Source organism: Pectobacterium brasiliense, assembly GCF_016950255.1.
Lineage (GTDB): Bacteria > Pseudomonadota > Gammaproteobacteria > Enterobacterales > Enterobacteriaceae > Pectobacterium > Pectobacterium brasiliense.
This window is the reverse complement of the sequence record NZ_JACGFN010000001.1, coordinates 409,910-436,533: the sequence shown is the minus strand read 5'-3', so window position 1 is coordinate 436,533 and position 26,624 is coordinate 409,910. Positions and strand designations below refer to the sequence as shown.

Annotated in this window: 22 protein-coding genes; 8 read left to right on the top strand and 14 right to left on the bottom strand. The window is 49.3% G+C overall.

The features are described from left to right. Position 1 precedes the first annotated feature (1 nt). The 13 genes from thrS to H4F65_RS01895 all read right to left on the bottom strand — a co-directional run bounded on the left by thrS (position 2) and on the right by H4F65_RS01895 (position 17,025). Positions 2-1,930: a threonine--tRNA ligase gene (thrS, locus tag H4F65_RS01955; RefSeq protein WP_010275703.1), complete on the bottom strand. Its 1,929-nt coding sequence runs from the start codon at positions 1,928-1,930 to the stop codon at positions 2-4. Between the two features lie 254 nt (positions 1,931-2,184). Then, positions 2,185-3,585: an amino acid permease gene (locus tag H4F65_RS01950; RefSeq protein WP_010275706.1), complete on the bottom strand. Its 1,401-nt coding sequence runs from the start codon at positions 3,583-3,585 to the stop codon at positions 2,185-2,187. Positions 3,586-3,711: 126 nt separating this feature from the next. Then, on the bottom strand, positions 3,712-3,975 hold the full coding sequence (locus H4F65_RS01945) for a YebO family protein (protein ID WP_010275709.1): 264 nt from the start codon (positions 3,973-3,975) through the stop codon (positions 3,712-3,714). Between the two features lie 255 nt (positions 3,976-4,230). Continuing rightward, positions 4,231-5,022 (bottom strand): DNA-binding transcriptional regulator KdgR, encoded by a 792-nt coding sequence (kdgR, locus tag H4F65_RS01940; protein WP_010275712.1) that lies wholly within the window; start codon positions 5,020-5,022, stop codon positions 4,231-4,233. A 214-nt stretch (positions 5,023-5,236) separates the two neighbouring features. Next, a complete protein-coding gene (gene ogl / locus H4F65_RS01935; protein ID WP_010275714.1) occupies positions 5,237-6,403 on the bottom strand; it encodes an oligogalacturonate lyase in 1,167 nt (388 codons plus the stop codon). 354 nt (positions 6,404-6,757) lie between these two features. Further along, positions 6,758-7,639, bottom strand: coding sequence for a protease HtpX (gene htpX / locus H4F65_RS01930; RefSeq protein WP_010275716.1), 882 nt, complete (start codon positions 7,637-7,639; stop codon positions 6,758-6,760). 163 nt (positions 7,640-7,802) lie between these two features. Continuing rightward, a complete protein-coding gene (locus H4F65_RS01925) occupies positions 7,803-8,651 on the bottom strand; it encodes a glycerophosphodiester phosphodiesterase family protein (protein WP_010275719.1) in 849 nt (282 codons plus the stop codon). A gap of 30 nt (positions 8,652-8,681) precedes the next feature. After that, positions 8,682-10,016, bottom strand: coding sequence for a sn-glycerol-3-phosphate ABC transporter substrate-binding protein UgpB (gene ugpB, locus H4F65_RS01920; protein WP_338155000.1), 1,335 nt, complete (start codon positions 10,014-10,016; stop codon positions 8,682-8,684). Positions 10,017-10,228: 212 nt separating this feature from the next. Beyond that, complete coding sequence (locus tag H4F65_RS01915; RefSeq protein WP_010275725.1) at positions 10,229-11,452, bottom strand: L-lactate MFS transporter; 1,224 nt, start codon at positions 11,450-11,452, stop codon at positions 10,229-10,231. A gap of 182 nt (positions 11,453-11,634) precedes the next feature. Beyond that, entirely contained in the window at positions 11,635-12,384 is a 750-nt protein-coding gene (locus H4F65_RS01910; protein ID WP_010275727.1) for a LytR/AlgR family response regulator transcription factor, read from the bottom strand. Beyond that, a complete protein-coding gene (locus H4F65_RS01905; RefSeq protein ID WP_039319600.1) occupies positions 12,381-14,126 on the bottom strand; it encodes a sensor histidine kinase in 1,746 nt (581 codons plus the stop codon). The genes H4F65_RS01910 and H4F65_RS01905 overlap by 4 nt, the downstream gene beginning before the upstream one ends. 162 nt (positions 14,127-14,288) lie before the next feature. Continuing rightward, on the bottom strand, positions 14,289-16,457 hold the full coding sequence (locus H4F65_RS01900) for a sensor domain-containing phosphodiesterase (RefSeq protein ID WP_010275731.1): 2,169 nt from the start codon (positions 16,455-16,457) through the stop codon (positions 14,289-14,291). A gap of 391 nt (positions 16,458-16,848) precedes the next feature. Next, positions 16,849-17,025 (bottom strand): hypothetical protein, encoded by a 177-nt coding sequence (locus tag H4F65_RS01895; RefSeq protein WP_226313270.1) that lies wholly within the window; start codon positions 17,023-17,025, stop codon positions 16,849-16,851. Between the two features lie 483 nt (positions 17,026-17,508). On the opposite strand from H4F65_RS01895, the gene H4F65_RS01890 reads away from it, so the two are divergent. The 3 genes from H4F65_RS01890 (at position 17,509) to H4F65_RS01880 (ending at position 20,673) form a co-directional block, all read left to right on the top strand. Continuing rightward, a complete protein-coding gene (locus H4F65_RS01890) occupies positions 17,509-18,243 on the top strand; it encodes an XRE family transcriptional regulator (protein ID WP_010275736.1) in 735 nt (244 codons plus the stop codon). A gap of 501 nt (positions 18,244-18,744) precedes the next feature. Further along, complete coding sequence (locus tag H4F65_RS01885) at positions 18,745-19,095, top strand: Mor transcription activator family protein (RefSeq protein WP_010275738.1); 351 nt, start codon at positions 18,745-18,747, stop codon at positions 19,093-19,095. Between the two features lie 468 nt (positions 19,096-19,563). Then, positions 19,564-20,673 carry a 4Fe-4S binding protein gene (locus H4F65_RS01880; protein WP_039319602.1) on the top strand — a complete coding sequence of 370 codons (1,110 nt, stop codon included), beginning with the start codon at positions 19,564-19,566 and terminating at the stop codon, positions 20,671-20,673. Positions 20,674-20,724: 51 nt separating this feature from the next. Here the strand turns inward: H4F65_RS01880 and icd are convergent, their stop codons facing one another. Continuing rightward, on the bottom strand, positions 20,725-21,978 hold the full coding sequence (icd, locus tag H4F65_RS01875) for an NADP-dependent isocitrate dehydrogenase (protein ID WP_010275741.1): 1,254 nt from the start codon (positions 21,976-21,978) through the stop codon (positions 20,725-20,727). Between the two features lie 130 nt (positions 21,979-22,108). On the opposite strand from icd, the gene rluE reads away from it, so the two are divergent. The 5 genes from rluE to purB all read left to right on the top strand — a co-directional run bounded on the left by rluE (position 22,109) and on the right by purB (position 26,568). Next, entirely contained in the window at positions 22,109-22,735 is a 627-nt protein-coding gene (gene rluE / locus H4F65_RS01870) for a 23S rRNA pseudouridine(2457) synthase RluE (protein WP_010275743.1), read from the top strand. Beyond that, positions 22,728-23,174, top strand: coding sequence for an NUDIX hydrolase (locus tag H4F65_RS01865; protein ID WP_010275746.1), 447 nt, complete (start codon positions 22,728-22,730; stop codon positions 23,172-23,174). The genes rluE and H4F65_RS01865 overlap by 8 nt, the downstream gene beginning before the upstream one ends. A 144-nt stretch (positions 23,175-23,318) precedes the next feature. Further along, a complete protein-coding gene (gene mnmA, locus H4F65_RS01860; protein ID WP_010275749.1) occupies positions 23,319-24,425 on the top strand; it encodes a tRNA 2-thiouridine(34) synthase MnmA in 1,107 nt (368 codons plus the stop codon). A gap of 2 nt (positions 24,426-24,427) precedes the next feature. Continuing rightward, a complete protein-coding gene (gene hflD, locus H4F65_RS01855) occupies positions 24,428-25,066 on the top strand; it encodes a high frequency lysogenization protein HflD (protein WP_010275752.1) in 639 nt (212 codons plus the stop codon). Positions 25,067-25,197: 131 nt separating this feature from the next. Next, entirely contained in the window at positions 25,198-26,568 is a 1,371-nt protein-coding gene (gene purB / locus H4F65_RS01850; protein WP_010275755.1) for an adenylosuccinate lyase, read from the top strand. The last annotated feature ends 56 nt before the right edge of the window (positions 26,569-26,624 follow it).

The window sequence follows — 26,624 nt, the reverse complement described above, 5'->3', positions numbered from 1 at the left end:
CCTATACCTCCAATTGATGAAGACTACGGCTGCGAATCTCTTGCTGCAGCTTACTGATGACTTCACTGACATCCATGCTCCCAAGGTCTTTACCACGACGAGTACGGACAGCAACTTTTCCTGCCTCGACCTCTTTGTCGCCACAAACCAGCATATAGGGAACACGGCGTAAAGTGTGTTCGCGGATTTTAAAGCCTATCTTCTCATTTCTCAAGTCTGCTTTTACACGAATGCCCGCTTCTTGCAGTTTTCGGGTCAATTCATTGACATAATCAGACTGGCTATCAGTGATATTTATAATCACCGCTTGAACCGGGGCTAACCAGGTCGGGAAGAAACCAGCGAATTCTTCGGTCAGAATACCGATGAAACGCTCCATTGATCCCAAAATAGCCCGGTGAATCATAACCGGCACCTGACGCTCGTTGCTTTCGCCAACGTAAGACGCGTTCAGACGGCCCGGTAATGAAAAGTCGAGTTGCACCGTACCACACTGCCACGCACGATCCAAACAGTCATGCAGAGTAAATTCAATTTTTGGGCCGTAGAACGCCCCTTCACCCGGCTGATAGGCGAATTCGATATTATTTTCAGTCAACGCGGCCGCCAAATCGGCTTCAGCGCGATCCCACATCTCATCGCTACCAATGCGTTTTTCAGGACGCGTAGACAGTTTCACCACGATTTTTTCAAAACCGAAGGTGCTGTACATGTCATACACCATCTTGATGCAGCTGTTCACTTCATCACGAACCTGCTCTTCCGTACAGAAGATGTGCGCATCGTCCTGAGTGAAGCCGCGCACACGCATTAAGCCATGCAGAGAGCCTGACGGTTCATTACGATGACAGCTACCGAACTCAGCCATACGCAGCGGCAGATCGCGGTATGATTTCAATCCCTGATTGAAAATCTGTACGTGGCCTGGGCAGTTCATTGGCTTGATGCAGTATTCACGGTTTTCTGATGACGTCGTGAACATCGCTTCTTTATAGTTTTCCCAGTGACCGGTTTTTTCCCACATCACGCGGTCCATCATGAATGGACCTTTTACTTCCTGATACTGGTACGACTTGAGTTTCATGCGCACAAACGCTTCCAGCTCGCGGAAGATCGTCCAGCCGTCGTTGTGCCAGAACACCATACCTGGCGCTTCTTCCTGCATATGGTACAGATCAAGCTGTTTGCCGATCTTACGGTGGTCGCGCTTAGACGCTTCTTCAAGACGTTGCAAATAAGAAGCCAGTTGCTTTTTATCTGCCCATGCGGTGCCGTAGATACGTTGCAGCATTTTGTTTTTGCTGTCGCCACGCCAGTAAGCGCCGGACGTTTTCTGCAATTTGAAATGGTGGCAGAAACGCATATTCGGTACGTGCGGACCACGGCACATATCGATGTATTCTTCATGGTGATACAGACCCGGACGATCATCACGACTGATGTTCTCATCCAGAATCGCCATTTTGTAGGTCTCACCGCGTGCAGCGAACGCATCGCGCGCTTCTTGCCAACTGACTTTTTTCTTAATGACATCATAGTCAGTGTCAGCAAGCTCATGCATACGTTTTTCGAGCAGCTCAATATCTTCCTGAGTCAGGGTACGGTCGATATCAACGTCATAGTAAAAACCGTTATCAATAACAGGACCAATCGCCATTTTGGTATCTGGCCACAGTTGCTTAACTGCATGGCCCAATAGGTGCGCACAGGAGTGGCGAATAATTTCCAGACCGGCTTCATCTTTAGCGGTGATGATGGCTAACTGCGCATCGGTATCGATCTTATCGCTGGCATCAACCAGCTCGCCATTGACACGTCCTGCGATACAGGCTTTTGCCAGACCGGGACCAATATCAAGTGCAACATCGAGGGGAGAAACGGCGTGGTCGTAATGACGCTGACTTCCATCAGGAAGGGTGATAACTGGCATTATAATTCCCTTATTTACAGTGGTGAGCCACACGAAAGCTCACATGCAAAAAATCGTATATCAATTGAAAATCAAAAGTGTTAACCATGCTATTTCTCTTTACTCTGTGAAATATATACACATGATGCGAACACTAAAGGTGCGCATTAGCGTGACATGGATAACGTCGGGGCAATAATACACCTTATAAGTGGTGTGTTAAAGCCGGATGGTGGCCTGTTCATCTTTGCATCGTGATGAACAGGCTATGGGGCTTACAGTGTCTGCACCGACTTCATCGCTGCATTATTTTTGCGGGATAATCGGAAGCCAAGCCAAATAACGGCAATCCAGAACGGAATTAAGATGACCGAAATGCGAATTCCTGGCGACAGCAGCATAATCACCAGAATCCCCGCCAGAAACGCCAGGCACAGGTAGTTACCCCACGGATACCAGAAGGCTTTGAACGCAGGAACAATGCCCTTCTCTATCATCGCCTGACGGAAGCGCAGGTGCGCAAAGCAGATCATGATCCAGTTAATCACCAGCGTCGACACCACCAGCGCCATCAACAGTTCAAAGGCTTTGCCTGGCATCAGGTAGTTGATCGCCACACCGAACGATGTGGCTAAGGCTGACAGCACGATAGAACGAACGGGAACACCACGCGCGTTGACCTTCGCGAGAGATTTCGGCGCATTTCCCTGTTTTGCCAAACCGTAAAGCATCCGGCTATTGCAGTACACGCCGCTGTTATACACCGATAACGCGGCCGTTAGCACGACGATATTAAGTATGTTTGCCACTATGTTGCTATTCAGCGCATGGAAAATCAGGACAAATGGACTCCCGCCATCGACAACCTTTCCCCACGGATAAAGCGATAACAAAATAGACAGCGCACCGATATAGAAAATCAGGATGCGATAAACCACCTGATTGGTCGCCTGCGGAATAGAACGCTTCGGATCGGCCGCTTCGGCAGCGGTAATACCCACCAATTCCAGACCGCCGAATGAAAACATGATCACCGCCATCGCCATGATCAATCCGCTTGCGCCATTCGGCATGAATCCGCCATGGATCCATAAGTTACGCACCGTTGCCGTTTCACCGCCATTACCACTTAGCAGCAACCAACTGCCGAAGACAATCATCCCAACGATGGCAAGCACTTTGATCAGGGCAAACCAGAATTCCGTTTCCCCAAACATCCGCACATTAACCAGATTGATAAGGTTGATCAGCACAAAGAATATCGCGGCGGACAGCCAGGTTGGCGTTTCAGGCCACCAGTATTGAATATAAATCCCCACGGCCGTCAGTTCAGCCATCCCTACCAGAATAAACATCGCCCAGTAGTTCCAGCCAGCCAGAAAGCCCGCAAAATCGCCCCAGTACTTATAGGCAAAATGGCTAAACGAACCCGCTACCGGCTCTTCCACCACCATCTCACCCAACTGCCGCATAATCAGAAACGCAATCATCCCAGCAATCGCATAGCCCAATAAAACGGACGGCCCTGCCATTTGGATAGTCTGCGATATCCCTAAAAACAATCCGGTACCAATCGCGCCACCCAGCGCAATCAGTTGAATATGTCGATTCTTTAACCCTCGTTTTAGAACCAATTCCTGTTGATCGTTTGATATGTTGTTTTGAGCATTTGCCATGTTGTTTTTGTGCTTCCTGTAAAGCCTTCTTTATTTATAACAATGCCTGCTTACGCCATCAGGATGAAGGATGACGTAAGCAGGCAAAGGGATAGGTGTTTTACGCGTTACACAGTGATTGAACCATTAACGTTCCGGGATGACACTTTTAAACGTTAACTCAACATCATCACGATCGCGCTCAGCGGCAAGCGCCTCAGGCTCACTTTTTTCTGCATTCTGGGGCAGCAATTTTTTCAATAACGCTAACTGCTGGCGTTGCTGCTCTACGATTTCCTGCAGCAATTTCACTTGCTCATTCGCTCTGACACTCGCCCGATTAACAAAAAACCAGACCAGCGCGGCCAGCAGCACAATCAGCAAGACAAAAACCACTTCTAATATGTTCACAACGACTCCACTTATAACCACTTATGACAGGTACCTGTGGCTATCTTACCACCGTGGCATAGCCAAGTTCGATACCCAACCCTATCCGTTATTCACATCGTGTTGATGCGCATCGCTATCGTATTGGTGCAAAAATAAAAAATGTGGGGAACGTTTTTCAACGTCGCTTGCGACGGCCCGCAGGGTGGCAACAAGGGATGGCTCACCATAAAAAAGCCTGTCGGCAAGGACAGGCTCAGGCATTGATAGCGAATATCAGAAAGGGTAATCGTGGTAGCCCATTTGCTCAGAGATATTTCTGGCTGCGGTGTGCAGCGTAGCGACATATTCGTGTTTGTTTTCTTCTGAAAAACGAATCGTTGGGAAAGAAATACTGAGGCCCGCAATCACCACGCCAAAGCGATCGAATACTGGCACGGCGATACAACGCAGCCCTTCTTCTTGCTCTTCGTTGTCTTCTCCGTAGCCTTGCTCACGCACGACATCCAATTGGTCGAGAAGCGCTTCAGCAGAGCACAGCGTGTGTGGCGTACTGCGAGTAAATTCGACGGTCGATAAAACCTCTTCCACTTCGCTGCGATCGCGCCATGCCAACAGCACTTTACCAATTGCGGTACTGTGCAGCGGGTTGCGGCGGCCAATACGTGAATACATACGCAGGTTATACATCGAATCAATCTTGTGGATATAAACGATGCCGTCTTCATCCAACGCGCCAAGGTGGATCGTTTCCCGCGTTAGTGCAGACAACTCACGCATCTGTATATCCGCACTGCGGATTAAATCTACGTTCTGCAATGCTTTAGCCCCAAGTTCAAACAACTTGAGCGTCAGCGAATATTTCTCTGATTCACCTTCCTGCGCAACATAGCCCAGGGATTTCATCGTCTGCAAGAAGCGGTAAACGGTACTCTTGGACATCATGACTCGCTGAGAAAGCTCGGTAATACCAATTTCTCTCTCTTCACCTAATGCCTGTAAAATACCAAAAACCTTTAAAACGGACGACACGGAATCGGGTTGTTTATCTAAATCTGCAATAGCCATTTTTGTGGTTACCCTACTCAGGTTTTTTTGTTTTAAAAAAAATAGAACAATGGTTTTAGTATAAAGGGAACGCTTTGATTATGGCAATGGAGCAATAACGATAATCAAGTTAAGTTTGAGAAATAACCGCGTCAGAGACTTAATAAAATAATATGTAAGAAAATATTTTAAAATAATCCGCGCCATAAAATGTGACGCGGATTTATTAGTATTATTAGTGCCAGACTGAATCAGGGACCTTCGCCAGATACAGCGCAGGCTTTCCATCTACGTCAGAAGTAAACAGAACTTGTTTATTATCCGGCGTAAAGGAAGGATGTGGGTGAGTAACCTGACGGTCGCCTTCCAACACGTCCCAGGATGTATTGTGCTGTGCAATGCGATGTTCTTTGCCTGTTTTCAGATTGAAAACATACAGGAACGGATCGTTCTCAATTTTGTAACCGCCATCGTCCTGCACGTCGACCGGCGCATCGGAACCATCACCCACCAGAAGCGTACCATCATAGTTACTCATCAGGTGAGAACACGGCGGCATGACGCGCAGTTGGCGATCTTCCAGCGTAACCGGATCGATGCTGCGGATGTAGCGATTGGTATCGTCTTTAAGGTAAGAGACGTAAATCATCGCTGAGCCATCTGGAACCCAGAATTCGTGGGTGCAGCTTTCGCCTTCCGCATGCTCTTTCACTTTACGCATATTGGTGCCATCTTCATTGATGAACCACATACGCGCATCAACCAGGTCATGTGGACCTTCATGGCAGAAAGCCACGGTGTTGTCATCACCCGGACGGTAGATTGGGTGACCCAGCCACTGATTTTCCTGAAGGATAGTCTCCGCTTCGCCCGTTATCAAATCGACGCGAATCAGACGACAGCAAGGATTGGTGAAATAGAATTCCTGGAATTTTTTCCAATCGGTCAGTGGCTTCCAGTCTTCTTTTTTGATCTCAATACCGACCATTTTGGTGCAATCGGAGTTGGCAACCCAGGTACCGTAGCCGACCCAATCGTCAGGCACCTGATAAATCGTTTTCTCTTCCAGTGTAGCCAGATCGACACGCATCAGATTACGCGTATTTTTAACGTAATACAGCGCATCGTCATTCGGAGACAGGAAGCCACCGAAGGTGTTGTCACCTTTGCCTTCCGTCAGCTGCGTGGCGCTCTGCTCTTTTAAATCCAGCAGATAGTAATTCCACGGGCCATCAAATGCAGCACCAAACAGCAGCTTGCTGCCGTCATTGAAGAAACACTTCTGGTAGAAATAGTTGCGATGGCAGATAACATCGGGCGGGGTTAAGCGCACAACTTCGGTGCCGGTTGCTGAATCCTGGTAGGTATGAAACGTTAGGGGGATCTTGTTACCTTTGGCCATCCGTAAATCCTTAGAACTTATCATGAAGAATCTGACGCCACACGCGCATACTCTTCGATAACCTGACATTTCGATCGCCCGATAAATCGGTCATCCCGACACCAGTTGTTCAAAAATCAGGCCACCAATCTCACGCGAGACGCCTGTTATATCGGCATTATAGAAACAATGTTTCATTTTTCCGTGATCGTGGTTTTATTTTATAAAACATTCTTCATATTTTCACCACCAGTTTCAGATCTAATGAAAACATTCGAGCGGAGAAAACGTAAGAGCGATGAAGCAATAAACGCAGAAATAACAAAGGCCCGAATGGGCCTTTGGGAAGATAACGGTAGAAGATAATATCGTAAATTACTTCAGGTATTCGCCGGAGCGCAGCGCTTCGATACGCTTATCCAACGGCGGGTGTGACATGAACAGTTCGCTGAAGGATTTTGATTTTCCGTTAATGCAGAAAGCCATCATGCTGCTCTCTTCCTGCGGCTCATAGCTGGTCTTCAGGCGTTGCAGTGCAGCGATCATTTTCTCACGCCCCACCAGCTTGGCTGAACCGGCATCCGCATGGAATTCACGGTAGCGTGAGAACCACATGGTGATGATGCTGGCAAGAATACCAAACACCAATTCCAGCACGGTAGCGACAGCAAAGTAAACCAACGGGTTACCGTTACTGCTTTCACCTTCGTCACGGTTGCCGGACAGGAAACCGGAAACGACTTGCGCGATGAGACGAGAGATAAAGATAACGAAGGTGTTTACGATCCCCTGAACCAACGTCATGGTCACCATGTCGCCATTCGCGATGTGGCTAATCTCATGCGCGATAACGGCTTCCGCTTCGTCACGGCTCATGTTTTGCAGTAAACCAGTACTCACGGCCACCAGCGAAGCATCACGACGGGCTCCCGTCGCGAACGCATTGATGTCAGGTGCGTGGTAGATTGCCACCTGTGGCATCGCGATCCCAGCCTGCTGTGACTGTGAACGAACCGTTTCTATCAGCCAACGTTCAGTTTCGTTACGTGGTTGTTCAATGACTTCACCGCCAACGGACCGTAACGCCATCCATTTAGACATCAGCAGTGAAACAAACGCACCGCCAAAGCCAAACAGCCCAGCCATAATCATTAAGCCCTGGACACTGCTGGACTGAATTCCCGTCAGGCTGAGTACCAGCCCGAAAACCAACATCACCGCCAGGTTGGTGATCAGGAAAAGCGCAATACGCATCATAAAGGTCTGATTTCCTCTTGCAGAAAGATAAAGTTTGCACTCATACATCGTATGGGTTGCCGTGGCATTTTCAAGCATTCTTAACTTTTCAGTTACTAAATCCACATAACTTTACACTTTTCAAAAGGAAAGCGGCATCCTGCCTGCTGTCAATCCTGATATGTCAGCGCGACAACGTTGACCGAAACTCGATAAATTCGGCAGCGTGATCCACCTGAATCGCCCCCACTCCCGCACGAATTAATGTGCCCCATACGGCGTCAGGTTCGGCTAAGGCTCGCGTGTCGCTATAGTCGAGCGAATGCGAGCAATCCAGCGTGTTCACCCAAATCCGTACTCCAAGCCGTTGAAACTCGGCATAGGCTTCGGTCACCGCATCAATATGATCAAAATTGGCCTCCACAATACCGACGCCAATATCATCAATCTGTCGCAAAATATCGACGGTTTTCCCCCGTTTTAGGTGGATCATCGGCATATAAGGCACCTGGGTATCCCGCGACGGCGAGGCAATGGGAAAACGGGCAGAGGCAAGATCAACCGGGCTTTTCATGATCACGCCAGCACTCAGGCCTTTATCACGAATATCGCGGGCGATCACACCAAATTCGTGTTCATGTTTGACATCCACATTGATGACAATACGTCCTCGTGCCTCTTCGAGAACTTCATACAGCAACGGGACTTTTTCGTTACTCAATGGCCATGCAGAACCACCATTACTCCCGCGTAGACGAGCCTGACGAATCTCCGCCAGCGTCATCTTACCAATGCAGCCGCTCATATCGCTCGTGCGATCGAGCGTATCATCATGAATCACGACAACGTGGCTATCAGCCGTCAATTGCGTATCAATCTCCACGATATCAACGCCCAGACGAATCGCCTCGTGTAGCGCTGCCAGCGAATTTTCCGGTGCCGATGCCCAAACGCCGCGATGTGCGACGGCCAGAACTGTCGCATTTTGCGCCGCGATGACACTCTGAGTCATACCTTTATTGTGCTTTGTCATCAGTCGAAAGCTCCAAATAAACGGGGAATATCACGAATGACGGGAAACCGACTGCGCGAAATGCTGTAACAGGAGATCGCCCCGCGAAACCACATTGTCCAGCGCCTGCTGCGGCGTTTCTTGCTCTGCCCAGACCTTTTCCAGTTCTTCATCCATGATGGTGCGAATTTGTGGCATGTTGCCCAAGCGGAACCCGCGCGTATAAGGCAGTGGCGGTTTATTAGTGAGTTGTTTCAACGCAATATCGCTGCCGGGGTATCGGGCATAAAATCCCTGATCGCGCGTGAGTTCGTAAGCGGGTTGTGTCACCGGTAGATAGCCCGTCATCTGATGCCATTCGGCGGCATTTTCCGGCAGCGCGAGGAAATGCAGGAATTCAGCGATCCCTTGATAATGCGATGCTGCTTTCCCTTTCATGACCCAAAGGCTTGCCCCTCCGATGAACGTATTCTGCGGCGCGCCTTTCGCTTCTTCGCTGTAAGGCAACATGCCTACACCGTAGTGAAATTTGGCATAGTTCTGAATCTTGCGTAGCCCACCCGATGAGGTGGTCAATATGCCGCAATCACCGTTATAAAAGCGTGTGGTACCTTCATCATTGCGGCCGAAATAGCTGAACGCCTTCTTCTTCATCATCTCCGCAAGCTGGGTGATGTGGGCGACCTGCAACGGACCATTCACCAACAGATGCGCATCGACACCATCGAAGCCATTGTTTTTCGTCGCAATCGGCAATCCGTTCCAGACGCTAAAGGCTTCCAGTAATATCCAGCCCTGCTGCCCTGCATTCGTATAACCGCATGGCATTCCACTCTCGCGCAGCCGCATCGCGTCGTACGCCAGCTCATTCCAGGTGCGTGGCGGCTTATCAGGATCGAGCCCCGCTTTACTAAACGCATCTTTGTTGTAGTAGAGAACGGGGGTGGAACTGTTAAACGGTTGGGAAATCAGGTGTCCGGTCTGGCTATCGCTGTAAAACAGCCCCACCGCAGGCAAGAAGGCTTTTTCGTCATTATCGATACCAACCTGATTGAACAGATCGAACACAGGGATAATCGCCCCGCTGTGCATCATATTCGGTGTACCGACATCATAAACCTGCAAAATATCCGGCGCGTTACCCGTGCGATAAGCGGCAATGCCAGCGGCCAGCGTCTGTTCATAGCTGCCCTTGTAGATAGGTTCAACGTGGTACACCGTCTGAGATTCGTTAAACCGGTTAACCAGCCGTATTAATTCCGTGTTCAGGTTGCTGTCCATGCTATGCCAAAACGTCAGCTCAACCGCCGCCTGGGCAGACAACGGAATGAGCAAAACCATACTTAACAGCATCAAAGAAACAGACGTGAACCTAAACCGAATCATCATGATGTTTTCTCCGGTACGATTTGTTTTTAGGAAAAAGGCGTGCTGATAACGACGCTAGGGTTCGCCTGTGACACGTAGATGACCGGGGAAGTGATGAACTGTATCGCGATATTTCAGCAGGTAAGCGAGGGGAAATCGTGTGGCAAAAAAGCCTTATGTCAGAAAGCGTTGTGGCGGACAGCCCTTCGACTGCCCGCCACGGTATTCAATTAGCTCTGTGCGTGCGCCATATCCGTACGCATTGAAGCAGCAATCGGCTGATGTTTCGGTGGTTTAACCCACAGGGTGATCAGCAGCGAAACGACAGACATAATGATGATGGCCATAAAGGTAGCCTGAAAGCCTCCAAGCTGAGCGGCAATAAACGAGCCAGACAATGCACCGATACCGAATCCCTGATAAATCACGCCGTAGTTTTTGCTGTGATTTTTCAGGCCGAAGAAGTCGCCAACAATCGCCGGGAACACCGTGATATTGCCACCAAAACAGAAGGCAATAGCGCTGACACAGGTAAAGAACAGAAGCGGATTAAGCGGCAGGAATGTCATTACTGACACCGCCAGGATCGTCACGAACAGGGTAAAACTGATCACCCGCATGCGTCCGACATTATCGGAAAGTGCGCCAAGCACAATACGTCCGACGGTATTAAAAATCGCAATCGCAGACACGGCATTGGCCGCCATTGCCATATCCATTCCGGCCATTTGCACGCCGATATCTTTCACAATGCCAATCAAATACAGGCCGCTCATGCACGCGGTGAAGAAGATAATAAACAGCAAATACGATTCTTTGGTCGCCAACATTTCAGCCAGCGAGAAATCACGCGCCTGCCCCTGAACCGCAGCCTGTTGAACCGGCACCGCAGCGGGTTCTTTCAGCAGTGAACTACCAACCAAAATCATCGCCATGACGATAATGCCCCAGTAGAAAAAGGCTTCTGACACACCGACTTCCGCAATCAAAAAGCTGTTTACGTATTTGAACAGCAGACTTCCGGTACCAAAGGCACCAACAGAAATGCCCGCAATCAGCCCTTTCCGGTTAGGGAACCATTTGATCAGATTGGACAGCGTCGTGATGTATGCCGTGCCGTCAGCAAAACCGACAACCACACCCATCAGCAGATAAATCAGCGTTAGCGACGGGCTTACTGCACTCGCCATCAGACCCGCACCCAGTGCGATACCGGCGATCATCGTTAAGCGGCGCAGACCAATACGCTCCTGAAATTTACCAGCAAACAGCGTGGCAAAGGCCAGACAGAAACTGGTAATGGAAAACGTCGTCGCGACGGAGCTCAGCGTCCAGCCAAATTTGTCCACCAGCGGCTGGTTGAATAAACTCCAGGTGTAAATCGTGCCGAGTCCCATTTGGGTGATAATGGTACCGAGGACGATCAATCCCCGGTTAACAGGTTTGGTATTCATGGGCTTTCCCCTACATCAAATTGGTCCGATTCACTCGGTACGCTAAAAAATATAAGCTGATGTGGAGAAGATAAAATCCATCAAAACACTGTCAGCTTATGGGCTGAGGCCAGTATACAAGCGGGCTGACAGTGGTTGATCGAATGGGGAATGAGATGCCAGAAACGCGGAACGAAATGCCGTTAAAGACGCATCAATGACCTGAACGCCTTTATCTTGCTTCGGCTTACCGGGACTTCAAAATCCAGATCGTTCAATCGCAGAATATAGGTATTGTTAAACCACGGCACAATTTCACGGATTTTCGTCAGGTTAACGCAGTAAGAGCGATGGCAACGGAAGAAGTACTCTTCCGGCAAGCGACTGCAAAACTCCGTAATATTCATCGGCATGATGAATTCCTCACGCCGGGTATAAACCAGCGTGACCTTTTCCTGCGCAGCCGCATAGTAGATATTGTTAATATCCGTGACGATAATCCGTTCGTCTTTCATCAGGTTAATGGTGTGCTGCGCACTTCTCGGGGCACCAGAAGGCACGCCCGTTTCAACAGCAGGCGCCATTTGTCGCTGTTGCCAGGTCGTTTCCAGCTTACGCAACATCGTAACAATGCGCGATTCATGATACGGCTTGAGAATGTAATCGAAGGCTTCGACTTCAAACGCCTCAACCGCATGTTCTTTGTACGCCGTAATAAAAATAATGTAAGGCTTATGCGCGAATTTGCTGATATTTTGCGCCAGCCAGACGCCATCTAACGAGGGGATATTGATATCCAAAAAGATCGCATCGACGTCGTTATGTTGCAGATATTTCAGTACATCCAGCCCGTCATCGAATGTCGCCTCAATCGTAATATCACTGTGCTGTTTGATGAGGTAACTCAGCTCTTGCTGCGCGAGGAACTCATCTTCAACAATAATGGCTTTCATGGGTTGCCTCCTGTTTGTTCAGCAGCAGAATATCCCGGCTGCGGCACCTGAGCGGTATCCGGCAATGCCGACGGGATTTTATCTTCTCGTGGAATGTAGAAATAAATTTCGGTTCCCGGTTCCAGGCGGCGAATATGCAGCCCATCGCCATAGAGCAAGCGGACCCGATGATGGACATTCAACAGACCAATTCTATTCCCTGGCAATTCGTTACGCGCAACGCGATCCATCGTTTCCTGACTAATGCCATTACCCGTATCTTTTACCGCGACCAACAGCTTATCGCCCTGCTCCTTGACGGACAGCACCACGGTTCCTTTGCCCCTGCAAGGCTGAATACCGTGCACAATCGCGTTTTCTACCAGCGGCTGAATTAATAAGCTGGGGATTTTGTACGCTAAATCGTCGTCGATATCGTAAATCACCGTTAACTTGGCACCGAACCGCGCCTGCTCAATCGCGATATAATCCTGAATTTGGTACAGCTCTTTCTTTATATCGATCAGTGCATCGTCGTTCAGTTCGAGGTTATAGCGCAAATAGCGAGACAGATTGATCACCAGTTGGCGCGCGGTATCGGGATTAATACGAATAGATGAGGAAATCGCATTCAGCGCATTAAAAAGAAAGTGCGGATTGATCTTACTTTGCAGCGCTCTCAGCTCTGCTTTATTTGCCATATCACGCAGTTGCTCTGTGCGGGACACTTCAATTTGCGTTGACATGATTTGCGATAAACCGACGGCCATCACGCGTAATGAATAGGTAATTTTATGCGCATGGCGATAATAGATTTTCAGCGTGCCGGTTACCTGCCCGTGTTCCCACAGCGGGATGACGATCATCGAATGGATTTCTGGCGTCAGGTGCTGTTCATCATTATTTTTAATGATGATTTTCCCGTCATGAATCGCCTGCTGCGTCATTGGGCTGATAATGTCGTGGCCGATATTATACTTTTCTTCCCCAATTCCCACATACGCCTGAATGTGCTGCGTGTTCGTTATTGCCACCGCATCTGCATTAATTTCAGTCCGAATAATCCTACAGATGGCCGTCAGTGAATCGCTGTTGATATTGCGGAAATACGGCAGTGTCTTGTGTGCAATATCCAGCGCGAGTTTGGCCTGCCTGGCGGCAATGACCTCTTTTTCATTCGCTACGCTTTGCACTAGCAGGACGATCAGGCCAATACAGACGGAACCAAGAATCATTGGTACCGCAATTTTTGAAACAATATCCAGCCCTAATTCAATCGGCGTCGCCCATGCCACAACCAGCAACATGGTTAACGACTCACACAACATGCCGCCCAGAATCCCGATGCTCCACTGCTGTTCTTTTTTGACTTTCTTATTGATGTAGCCGGAAGTAATACCCGCGATGATACTGGTAATCAGGCAAGGAACGGAGGTGATGCCATCGATATCAATGAGGTAACGATGCACTCCCGCAATGATACCGGTCGCAATGCCTACCCAAGGACCGAAGAGAATACCGCCAGACATCACGGCAATCACGCGTACGTTGACGAGCGACCCTTCAACATTAATGCCGGAATACGTACCAAACAGCGCAAACAGCGAAAAGATGGCCGTCACCATCACCCGCTCTCCTGGCGAGTGTTGCTCTTTTTGCAGTAATTGCCGGAACTGACGCGTTCTTGTCAGGAAAAACAGACAAATCAGCATCAGCGCGGCGCGGTCGAAGACCGCAAGGAGCATCTCAAATATTTCGTGCACGGGACATCCGGTACTGGGTTACGAGCCAGCACTATAGAAAAAATGTGATCCGGATTCCACTTTTTAGTCTGTGAACCGCGCGGCGAGCGCAAAATATGAAAGCCAGCGGACGCTGGCTTTCTGGTAAGGCAGGAAGGTGAAACCGCGGTTCGTCTATCTTGCTTAAACGTCTATTGGCTTATTCAGTTTCAGTAACTGGGTGAATTCCTCGGCAGGCATTGGATGTCCAAACAGATATCCCTGCGCTTCCTCACACCCTTTACCCCGCAGACGCTCACTCTGCTCTAATGTTTCCACACCCTCAGCAATCACACCCAGACCGAAACTTTTCCCGAGATACAGGATCGCTCGAACAATCGCCGCATCCGGCGGAGACTCGCACATGGTTCGAACAAAAGTTTGATCGATTTTCAGCCGAGTCACCGGGTAGTTTTTAAGCATACTGAGCGACGCATAGCCCGTGCCATAATCATCAAAGGCAATACCGATTCCCGCTTCACGCAGCGTATTTAACGGCTGCAGCATACTTTCATCGTAACGCAGGATGATATTTTCCGTGATTTCCAGCTCCAGCGAACTGGGCTGTAACCCGGTACGCGCAAGAATATCCATAATCTTTTGCGCCAACATACCGGTACGAAACTGTGCGCTGAAAAGATTAATGCTGATACGAAAATATCTGTCGCTCGCCTGGCTCCATTCCGCCGCCTGTCTGCATGCTGTTTCGACGATCCAATCCCCGACGCGTTCTGCCCACGGGCCATTTTCCAGTGCGGTAAGAAATGCCGCGGGGCTAAGCAACCCTCTTTCCGGATGACGCCAGCGCAGCAGCGCCTCGGCACCAACAATCTCATTCGTCGCCAGTTTGACCTGTGGCTGGTAGAACATCTCAAATTCATGCTGCTCGTAAGCGCGCACAAATTCTAACTGGAAGGCATGCTTAGCCTGAAAGACCTCAAGCAGCTCGCGCGTAAAAAAGCGGTAGCAGTTTCGGCCTTCAGATTTCGCCTGATACAGCGCGAGATCCGCGCTGGTCAACAGGTCCTGCACGGTCAGTCCGTATTCTGGGTACAGGACCGCACCGATACTGGCACTAATGTTGATTTGATGATCGTCAATAACCATCGCCTGGGAAATTTCATGGATGATTTGCTCAGCAATTTTTCCCGCGACCTTTTTGTCACTCAGGCCGGGAAACAGTAGCGCAAATTCATCCCCGCCCATTCGCGCGACAACATCACCAGAGCGAACTGTAGCTTTTATTTTTTTGGCGACATGCACCAGAATATTATCGCCGCTGGAATGCCCCAGACTGTCATTCACATCCTTAAACCCGTCCAGATCGACCATCATGATACAAACCGCAGGTTCATTCTTTAGTGCAGTTTCCAGATTGGATGTCAGCAGCGTGCGGTTTGCCAATCCGGTTAGTGGATCCAGATGCGCGAGTAAGAACAGCCGCTCTTCATTGCGTCGCCGTTCTGTAATGTCACGCAATATCGCGCCATAGCTAACATTGTCGTTGTCTTCCCACATCGAAACCGACAATTCGACAGGAACCATGCTACCGCTTTTGGCTTGCACGTTCAGTTCCAGCGTCACGCCTTTCATCAGCGAATCGCGATCGGTGACCAGATGATTGAGCTGCACGACAAAGGCATCGGGCACGATGGTATTAATACTGCGGCCAATAATTTCCTCGTCAGTATATTCCAGCATGTGTTCCGCTGCGGTATTCCAGAAGGTGATCACCCCCTTCTCATTAACGCACAAAATGGTATCGGGCGAGGTATTGGCAATATTCTCAAAACGCACCTGACTGGCTTTACGCGCCAGCTCCAGACGTCGCATTTCCAGCTTGTCCATGACTAATGAAGCCAGATCATGCAAGTTATGCTCATCACGTTTGGTGAATGTCGTTCTGGGTTTCAAATCGATAATGCACAAGGTGCCGATGGCATGCCCGGACGGCGTCATTAATGGAATGCCGGCATAAAAACGAATGTAGGGAACGCCCACAACCAGCGGATTATTTTTAAAACGCGCATCCTTAAGGGCATCGTGCACGACCATGATCTTTTTCTTTAGGATCGTATGCGCACAAAAGGAGATATCGCGTGGCGTTTCGCAAAAAGGAACCCCCACGCTGGCGGCAAACAGTTGGCGTTCAGTCTCTACCAACGACACCAACACAATAGGCACACTAAAGATGTTAGCGGCCAGACTAATCAGGTTACTCAGGCCTGGGTCGAATAATACGTTCTTAATTCCATACTCACGAAGAGCAGCAAGACGTTTGTCTTCATCTTTGCTTATTGGGGCACGACTCATGGGTTCCCCCCTCCCATCGTATTAATGTTCAGATTAGACAAAAATTTAGCTATAAACCCAAAATGTTGCAGCAATGAGCACGATAAGAACAGCAAGCCAACGTTAGCAAACAAAATCCCCTATCTTGCCAAGAGTTAAGATGCATGGTGGCTGAGTATGAGTATGGCAAAAGATCCAGACTCTATCACCCCTGCGAATCATTAATAATAACAAGTGGAAGCATCAATTAAGATAATAGATGAAAAGCGAAATAGAAAGATACCGACGCACTCACAACGTTACGCGATGAGAGAGAAAAGGAAGGGAAAGGTTGGTATATTCAAGAACTCATGACCGGATAACGACAACATATTATCAAGTTATTAACAGAATATAACCAACCAGAGTGTCATCAGGCGGGGAAATAGGTTATTGAATGCTCAGGTGTATCATTTTTTGCTCGGATCACGACATCCCAAATCCCGGTATAAGGCACCGTTAAATACACTTCGCCTTCCGCATGACGGCAAATAGAATCCTGCGTAGTGCTATTCGCTTCAGTCATGGTTTCCTGTTCACTACTGCTCATTTGCACTTCAAATGTATTTGTACACCGAACAATGACCGTATCACCACCAAACAGACTTAAACACGTGCGAATTACAGACATACATCCTCCGCGACACGCAGTCATGCGTATGCTTAATGAAACGAATTTATTGGTTATATTTCCCACAGCGGGATTTCCATAAAAGCAAAACGCATACGGCAAGATTGTGATTTAGATCAAGTGACTCACACGTTTAAAGCAAATCAGGGGGTGGAATAAGACGATACTATGACTACCTGACACTTATTAGGATTTTTGATAATCAAGCGATAGCGCTTAGGGATGCCGACGTTATCTCATCCAGCCACATCGGATTAGCATCACAGCAAAACAACTTAAATCGTATTTTAAGTTGTATTTATACGCAATTATTACACGTACCAATGACGAACGGCGGTGGTTTTTTTTAAACAAGATTAATACCTGCTTGATAAATGACAACCTAGGTTGTACATTGAACGGATGAAAACGACACTTGCAGAACGATTAAAAACCGCCAGAACTGCACAAGGGCTTAGCCAAAAAGCACTTGGCGACATGATTGGCGTATCTCAGGCCGCCATACAGAAGATCGAGGTGGGGAAAGCGTCGCAGACAACCAAGATTGTTGAGCTTTCCAATTCACTACATGTTCGCCCTGAATGGCTGGCAAACGGCGAAGGCCCAATGCGTAGCAGCGAAGTCACTCGCTCACTCCAGGAACCCAGCATTCCGCCAAAATCCGAATGGGGCACCGTATCAGCTTGGGACAGCACAACAGAACTATCAGAGGACGAGGTGGAAGTGCCTTTTTTAAAGGATATTGAGTTTGCTTGCGGCGACGGACGCATTCAAAGTGAGGATTACAACGGCTTTAAGCTCCGTTTCTCCAAAGCGACGCTGCGTAAGGTGGGTGCAAATACGGACGGTTCAGGCGTTCTTTGTTTCCCGGCAGCGGGCGACAGTATGGAACCCATCATTCCCGATGGAACCACCGTTGCGGTTGATACTAACAACAAGCGCATCATTGATGGAAAACTCTACGCCATCGCTCAGGAAGGCGGCGGCAACGACAAATTAAAACGCATCAAACAACTTTACCGCAAGCCGGGCGGTCTTCTTGTCATCCATAGCTTCAATCGCGAGACTGACGAAGAAGCCTACGAATCCGACGTCGAGATCATTGGCCGTGTGTTCTGGTATTCGGTGCTGCTATAGCCCGATACTGGCGGTATCCCGCGCCATAGCGCTCTCTTTTCTGCTCATCAAAGCCGGTGGATCGATACGGACACCGGTTTGTTTTATCAACCAATATGTTGCCTATAAAAGGGTTGTTAATAACCGCTTTATCAACAAACGTTTCAGCGCTAAAAAACGTTTACCCCCGCCCAAGTAACCTTACCTTAGCGTAACAGTTTTATACAATCCCCGTGCTATTGTTTCACCAACCCTTGTTGATGTTGTGTTATTCATCCTGTCTATGTTGTTCCTTTCCCGCCCTGTGGCGGGATTTTTTTGTGCCTCATCGGGCCTCTTTTTCGTGTACCCCCTCCAGCTGTCATTTCTTTTTACAACCAAAAACAACTTAAATTAAAACTAAAGATGTTGACATGAAAACAACTATAGTTTTAAATAGACACATAGCAGCAGGGAAGTCTCTGCAAAAGTAACAACCCAGTTTTCACGTCAGCAACAACACACATAACAATAGGGTGATTTATGACTGAGCCACAATTTCGCAGTAAAGGTCCTGAGCTTCTGGTCGAGCTTTCTCAACACGTTGCCGATACGGTCAAAACCGTTACGGAGTTAGATCCACAAACCGCCGAACTGGTCGGCAATGCCGTTGCCAAACATATGATGACCGTATGGGGCGGACAAAACGTTTATTTCCCGATGGGAATATCCTGGCGCGCGTCTCAACGCGATCTTCAAATCTATGAAGAGTTTGACGGGCGCAATCACAGCGCTCTGGCTAAAAAATATAATGTCTCGCTGCAATGGATTTATAAAATTGTCAGAACGATGCGAAAAGAGGAGCTACAGGCAAAACAGCACACTCAGGCATAATGCAAAAAGCCATGAATTAAAAACCCAGGTGATAATTAAAATAAAACAATAAAAAAGAACATTTAATAACAACTATAATTTTTTATTTTAATAAAAAATAACCTAAGTCATGAGAATTGTGCAAATGTAGCAAGGTATTCCTATACGCTGGCGCAGGACCACACACGCAGTTTGAGGCATGACAGATATATTCAAAGATAATACCGTATGGTAATTAATAGAATGGGTACGTTTGCGTATCCATTCTTTTTTATATCTCTCATTTTGTTTGCTCTTAGAAAAAAACCGCCCTTCCGCACTCTTACCTCTCTTCTTATTCAAATCAATCAGCTAAAAAAACCACAAACACGCATTTATAATGCACAAATCAATTTTTAACCATTCCGAGCGTGATAACGTTGCCCCACGATCCCTTCGGTGTATTGAAAGCACCGAGTGAAAAAAAATAAATGGGGGCAATTGAGAGCAATGAGTGAGAAAGCAAGAAAGCGGTGGCAACGCCGCCCCGGAACCACTGGCGGTAAACTTCCCTGGAATGACTGGCGCAACGCCCTGATCTGGCGCAGAGCAACGCAAATTCTGCTATTGGCGATCAACGTTTATATCGGCATCACCTTCTATTTTTGGGTACGCTACTTTGAAACTGGCGGCACGAGTCTTTATATGTCGAGACCAGGCGGCATAGAAGGTTGGCTGCCAATTGCCGGATTGATGAACGTTAAATTCACGTGGGAAACGGGTAGTTTTCCCCCTATCCACCTTGCGTCAATGCTATTACTTATCGCATTTATTCTCACCAGCCTGTTACTGAAGAAATCGTTCTGCTCCTGGCTGTGCCCTATCGGCACAATTTCCGAGTGGGTCGGTGCTGTAGGGAAAAAAATATTTGGCCGCCATTTCATTCTTCCTAAGTGGCTGGATATTCCACTGCGTAGCCTGAAATATCTGCTATTAGGCTTTTTCCTCTATATCGCCTTATCAATGCCAGCACAGGGCATTTATATGTTTCTGATGTCGCCCTACGGTTTGATCGCCGACGTCAAAATGCTCGGCTTCTTCCGCAATATCGGCACCATAACGTTAGTCTGCGTTTTTCTTTTTACGTTTGTCAGCCTGTTCGTCCGCCATTTTTGGTGCCGCTACCTTTGTCCCTACGGCGCACTCTTGGGGGTATTTTCGCTGCTGTCGCCCTTCAAGATTCGTCGCAATGCCACCAGCTGTATCGATTGCGGCAAGTGCGCCAAGGCCTGCCCGTCTAACATCCCAGTAGATAAGCTGATTCAGGTGAGAACGGCAGAATGCACGGCCTGTATGACCTGCGTCGAATCCTGCCCAGTATCATCAACGCTTTATTTCTCACTGACGAAACCCTCGGGTTCACAGGAAAAAAGCAGCGAAGCAACCAAACCGCTATGGCGACAAACTGCATTGTCCGGTATTGCGATGACGGTACTGGTGCTCGGCATTCTTTTCGGCATGATCGGCTTTGCGATGTACATCGGCGGCTGGCACAGCCCGATTCCCGAATACATGTATTTCCGGCTCATCCCCGGTTCACAAAGCATTGGTCATCCATAAAGAAAAAGGGGCCGAATTGGCCCCTGATTTTCATCTGCACTGAATAGCAGATTACATATTGTCGATGATGTCTTGCGCAAACTCGCTACATTTACGCAGCTTAGCGCCTTCCATCAGACGTTCGAAATCGTAAGTCACGGTCTTGTTCTTGATCGCGCCTTCAACACCCTTAACAATCAGGTCAGCCGCTTCGAACCATTGCAGGTGACGCAGCATCATTTCAGCAGACAGAATCACGGAACCTGGGTTCACTTTGTCCTGACCCGCATATTTCGGCGCCGTGCCGTGCGTGGCTTCAAACAGTGCACATTCGTCACCGATGTTCGCACCCGGAGCAATACCGATACCGCCAACCTGTGCAGCCAGGGCATCAGAAATGTAGTCACCGTTCAGGTTCATACAGGCGATTACATCGTATTCAGCAGGACGCAGCAGGATTTGTTGCAGGAACGCATCGGCGATCACGTCTTTTACCACGATCTCTTTGCCAGTGTTCGGGTTCTTGATTTTCACCCATGGGCCGCCATCGATCAGTTCACCGCCGAACTCTTCACGCGCCAACTGGTATCCCCAGTCTTTGAACGCGCCTTCGGTGAATTTCATGATGTTGCCTTTGTGCACCAGCGTGACGGAGTCACGGTCGTTGGTGATCGCGTATTCGATAGCAGCGCGAACCAGACGTTTGGTGCCTTCTTCAGAACACGGCTTGATGCCGATACCACACTGCTCAGGGAAACGGATTTTGTTAACGCCCATTTCTTCACGCAGGAATTTGATCACTTTGTCTGCTTCAGCAGAACCCGCTTTCCACTCGATACCTGCATAGATGTCTTCGGCGTTTTCGCGGAAGATCACCATGTCGGTCAGCTCAGGCTGTTTAACCGGGCTAGGTGTACCTTCGTAGTAGCGTACCGGACGCAGGCAAACATACAGATCCAACTGTTGGCGCAGTGCAACGTTCAGAGAACGAATACCGCCACCGACTGGCGTTGTCAGCGGGCCCTTAATCGCCACACGGTATTCACGGATCAAATCCAGTGTTTCTTCCGGCAGCCAAACATCTTTACCGTAGACCTGCGTGGATTTTTCACCCGTATAGATTTCCATCCAAGAAATCGCGCGCTTGCCCTGATAGGCTTTCTTCACGGCGGCGTCAACGACGTTGATCATGGCTGGCGTGACATCGATACCGATGCCGTCGCCTTCGATAAACGGAATGACCGGATTGTTTGGAACAACCAGTTTGCCTTGAGCGTCAACCGTGATTTTCTGACCTTCTGTCGGTACAACTACTTTGCTTTCCATTAACCTCTCCTTCGAGCGCAATTTTGTTAATGACTTGTAAGATGCGTGTCAATACTACTTGAATATTTAGCCCGCGCCAATCGCAAACCATTTGAGTATAATGCTTTTGTTATCCGCGACTATAAAGATGATGAATAAATTCTCTGTTAAAAATCACAAAGTTAAACGATTCAGCTCACAGCCGGCGAGAAAGAGGCAGCCTGACAACGCGCCGCGCCGCATCGTTTTGTTCAATAAACCCTTCGATGTCTTGCCGCAATTCACTGATGAAGCCGGACGCCGCACGCTGAAAGATTATATTCCGATTAGCGGTATTTATGCCGCCGGGCGTCTGGATCGCGACAGCGAAGGCCTGATGATTCTCACCAATGACGGAAAACTTCAGGCTCGACTGACCCAACCGACGCAAAAAACGGCCAAAATTTACTACGTTCAGGTCGAAGGCATTCCTGACGCCGCCGCATTGACGCGCTTTCGTACGGGTTTAGATCTGAATGACGGCAAAACGCTGCCCGCCGGTGCGGAGATCGTACCGGAACCCAGCTGGCTGTGGCCGCGTAATCCGCCCATACGCGAGCGTAAAAGCATTCCCGATTGCTGGTTAAAAATCACGCTACATGAAGGCCGTAATCGGCAAGTCCGTCGTATGACGGCAAATATCGGGTATCCTACATTGCGTCTGATTCGATACGGCATGGCCAATCAGACCGTAGAAAACCTGTTACCCGGAGAATGGAAGGAGATAATGGATGTTTAAACCTCATGTGACAGTCGCCTGTGTGGTACAGGCCGAAAACCATTTTCTGGTCGTCGAAGAGTTAATTAACGATAAATTATTGTGGAACCAGCCCGCGGGCCATCTGGAAGCCGACGAGACGCTGATTCAGGCTGCAAGCCGTGAGCTGTGGGAAGAAACGGGCATTCAGGCCACACCGCAGAGTTTCTTGCGTCTGCACCAATGGATCGCCCCCGACAACACGCCGTTTTTACGCTTTTGCTTCGCGCTCGATCTGCCTGCGCGGGTCGACACCCAGCCGCACGACAGCGATATCGAATGCTGCCGCTGGCTGACCGCCGAGGAAATTCTGCATTCGCGCCATCTTCGTTCACCGCTGGTGGCCGAAAGTATTCGCTGCTATCAGCAGCCAGAACGCTATCCGTTATCCGTACTAGGCGCGTTCAACTGGCCTTTTTAGACAGAGGTCTGTTTATAACCCTGCCGTGAATGGCCTGACGACTACGCGGCAGGAATAGCGATGCAGCCCTCGGCTCAACATGCTAAAATATGCCGCTTGTTTTTCGCATCAATGCGTCAGTAAATTTCAGTTCGTGAGACTTCCATGTCAGATAACAGCCAGAAAAAAGTGATTGTCGGTATGTCCGGCGGTGTTGACTCCTCCGTTTCCGCTTACCTGTTACAGCAACAGGGCTATCATGTTGAAGGCCTGTTCATGAAGAACTGGGAAGAGGATGACGACACAGAGTATTGCTCTGCGGCCACCGATCTTGCCGATGCGCAGGCCGTTTGCGACAAGCTAGGTATCGAATTACATACCGTCAACTTTGCCGCTGAATATTGGGACAACGTGTTTGAACTCTTCCTTGAAGAATACAAAGCGGGCCGTACCCCCAACCCCGATATCCTGTGCAATAAAGAAATCAAATTCAAAGCCTTCCTGGAATTCGCCGCCGAGGATCTCGGGGCAGACTACATCGCGACAGGCCACTACGTCCGTCGTCACGACGTTGACGGTAAAAGCCGTTTGCTGCGCGGCATGGACGGCAACAAAGACCAGAGCTATTTTCTTTATACGCTGAGCCACGAACAGATCGCACAGAGCCTGTTCCCGGTCGGCGAACTGGAAAAACCACAGGTACGTAAAATTGCCGAAGAGCTAGAACTGGCCACCGCGAAGAAAAAAGACTCGACCGGTATTTGCTTCATCGGTGAGCGTAAATTTACCGATTTTCTGGCGCGCTACCTGCCCGCACAGCCGGGTCCGATTCTGTCCGTCGACGACAACAAACCGATGGGACAGCATCAAGGGCTGATGTACCACACGCTGGGGCAACGCAAAGGTCTGGGTATTGGCGGCGTCAAAGACGGCGGCGAAGACCCTTGGTACGTGGTGGATAAAGATGTCGCCAACAATATTCTGTATGTCGCGCAGGGTCACGAACACCCTCGCCTGATGTCGTACGGTTTAATCGCACAGCAGCTACACTGGGTCGATCGTCAGCCGCTCACCGCTGAATTACGGTGTACGGTGAAAACCCGTTATCGTCAGGCGGATATCCCCTGCACCGTCACGCCACTGGGCGACGATCGCATTACCGTGCGTTTTGATGAGCCTGTCGCAGCCGTGACTCCGGGCCAATCCGCCGTCTTTTATCTGGACGACGTTTGCCTTGGCGGCGGTATCATTGAAGAACGCTTACAGGAGTAACCGTGGCTAAGAACTATTATGAAATTACGCTGGCGCTAGCGGGCATTTGCCAATCGGCGCATGCAGTCCAGCAGTTGGCCCATACCGGTAGCTGTAATAATGATGTGCTGCATACCTCGCTGAACAGCGTTTTGAATCTCAATCCGGCGTCCACGCTGGCCGTTTATGGCAATGACGAGCAGAACCTGAAAGTTGGGCTGGAAACGCTGTTAGGAATTCTGAATACCAGTAGCAACAAAGGCGCGGGCGCGGAACTCTCACGCTACGCTTTCAGCCTGATTGCGTTAGAACGTAAACTGAATGCGAAGTCTGCCGCACTTGACGAATTGGGCAAGCGCATCGGGCAGTTGGAACGCCAACTGGAGCATTTTGACCTGCTCTCCGAAACGATTGTGAGCGCGCTGGCGGCGATTTATGTGGATGTCATCAGTACACTGGGGCCACGTATTCAGGTTACCGGTTCACCGGAAGTGCTGAAAAACAGCCAGGTGCAGGCTAAAGTACGCGCTGCGCTGTTGGCCGGAATCCGTTCTGCGGTGCTCTGGCAACAAATTGGCGGCGGACGCCTACAGCTGATGCTTTCACGCGGCAAGTTGGTTAAAGAAGCAAAACAGATATTGGCGCGTTGCCCAGCCGATTGATGGTATTCTTGCCGCGATGCGCGATGCTGGTGTGATTAACGCCAGCGTCATGAAATTGATTGTTGTTAAAACTACTTGTCCTTATCGAAATTAATCGTTTTTATTGAAATTAATCTCAGGAGTTGCTTGCGATGGAATTATCCTCACTGACCGCCGTTTCCCCTATTGATGGACGCTACGGCGATAAAGTCAGCACGTTGCGCACCATTTTCAGCGAATTCGGTTTGCTGAAATTCCGTGTGCAGGTTGAAGTACGTTGGCTGCAAAAACTGGCAGCCTGTGCAGAGATCCAGGAAGTTCCTGCATTTGACGCTGACGCAAACGCTTTCCTTGATAAAATTGTCGCCGAATTCAGTGAAGAAGATGCGGCCCGCATTAAAACCATCGAGCGTACGACCAACCACGACGTGAAGGCCGTTGAGTACTTCCTGAAAGAGAAAGTTGCCGCTATTCCGGCGCTGCACGCCGTCAACGAATTCATCCACTTCGCCTGTACTTCAGAAGACATCAACAACCTGTCTCATGCGCTGATGCTGGATACCGCTCGCCGCGATGTCATCCTGCCGCACTGGCGTCAAATCATTGATGCGCTGAAAACGCTGGCACAAGAATACCGCGATATCCCGCTGCTTTCCCGGACACACGGTCAGCCCGCTACGCCGTCCACTATCGGCAAAGAGTTCGCTAACGTGGCTTACCGTATGGACCGCCAATATCGCCAGCTGCAACAGGTTGAGATTCTGGGCAAGATTAATGGTGCCGTCGGTAACTATAACGCCCATCTGGCAGCCTACCCGGAAGTGGATTGGCACCAGTTCAGCGAAAGTTTTGTTACCTCGCTGGGTATCAACTGGAACCCGTACACCACGCAGATCGAACCGCACGATTACATCGCTGAGCTGTTTGACTGCATCGCGCGTTTCAACACGATTTTGATCGACTTTGACCGTGATATTTGGGGCTATATTGCCCTGAATCACTTCAAGCAGAAAACCATTGCTGGCGAAATCGGTTCCTCCACCATGCCGCATAAAGTTAACCCAATTGACTTCGAAAACTCGGAAGGCAATCTGGGTCTGGCGAATGCCGTTCTGGGGCATCTGGCTAGCAAGCTGCCGGTTTCCCGTTGGCAGCGTGACCTCACTGACTCTACCGTGCTGCGTAATCTGGGCGTCGGCGTGGGCTATGCGCTGATTGCGTATCAGGCCACGATGAAAGGCATCAGCAAACTGGAAGTGAACCGCGATCGTCTAGCTGACGAACTGGATCACAACTGGGAAGTATTGGCAGAGCCCATCCAAACCGTGATGCGTCGCTACGGCATTGAAAAGCCGTACGAGAAGCTGAAAGAGCTGACGCGTGGCAAACGCGTTGATGCTGCAGGTATTCAGGAATTTATCGATGGTCTGGCGTTGCCAGAAGCGGAAAAAACGCGCCTGAAGGCGATGACACCAGCCAACTATATCGGCCGTGCTATCGCAATGGTCGATGACCTGAAATAACCGTTCTCAAACCCGAACGTGACCTCTCTCTGGCGGGCACCCTGCCCGCCAGTTTT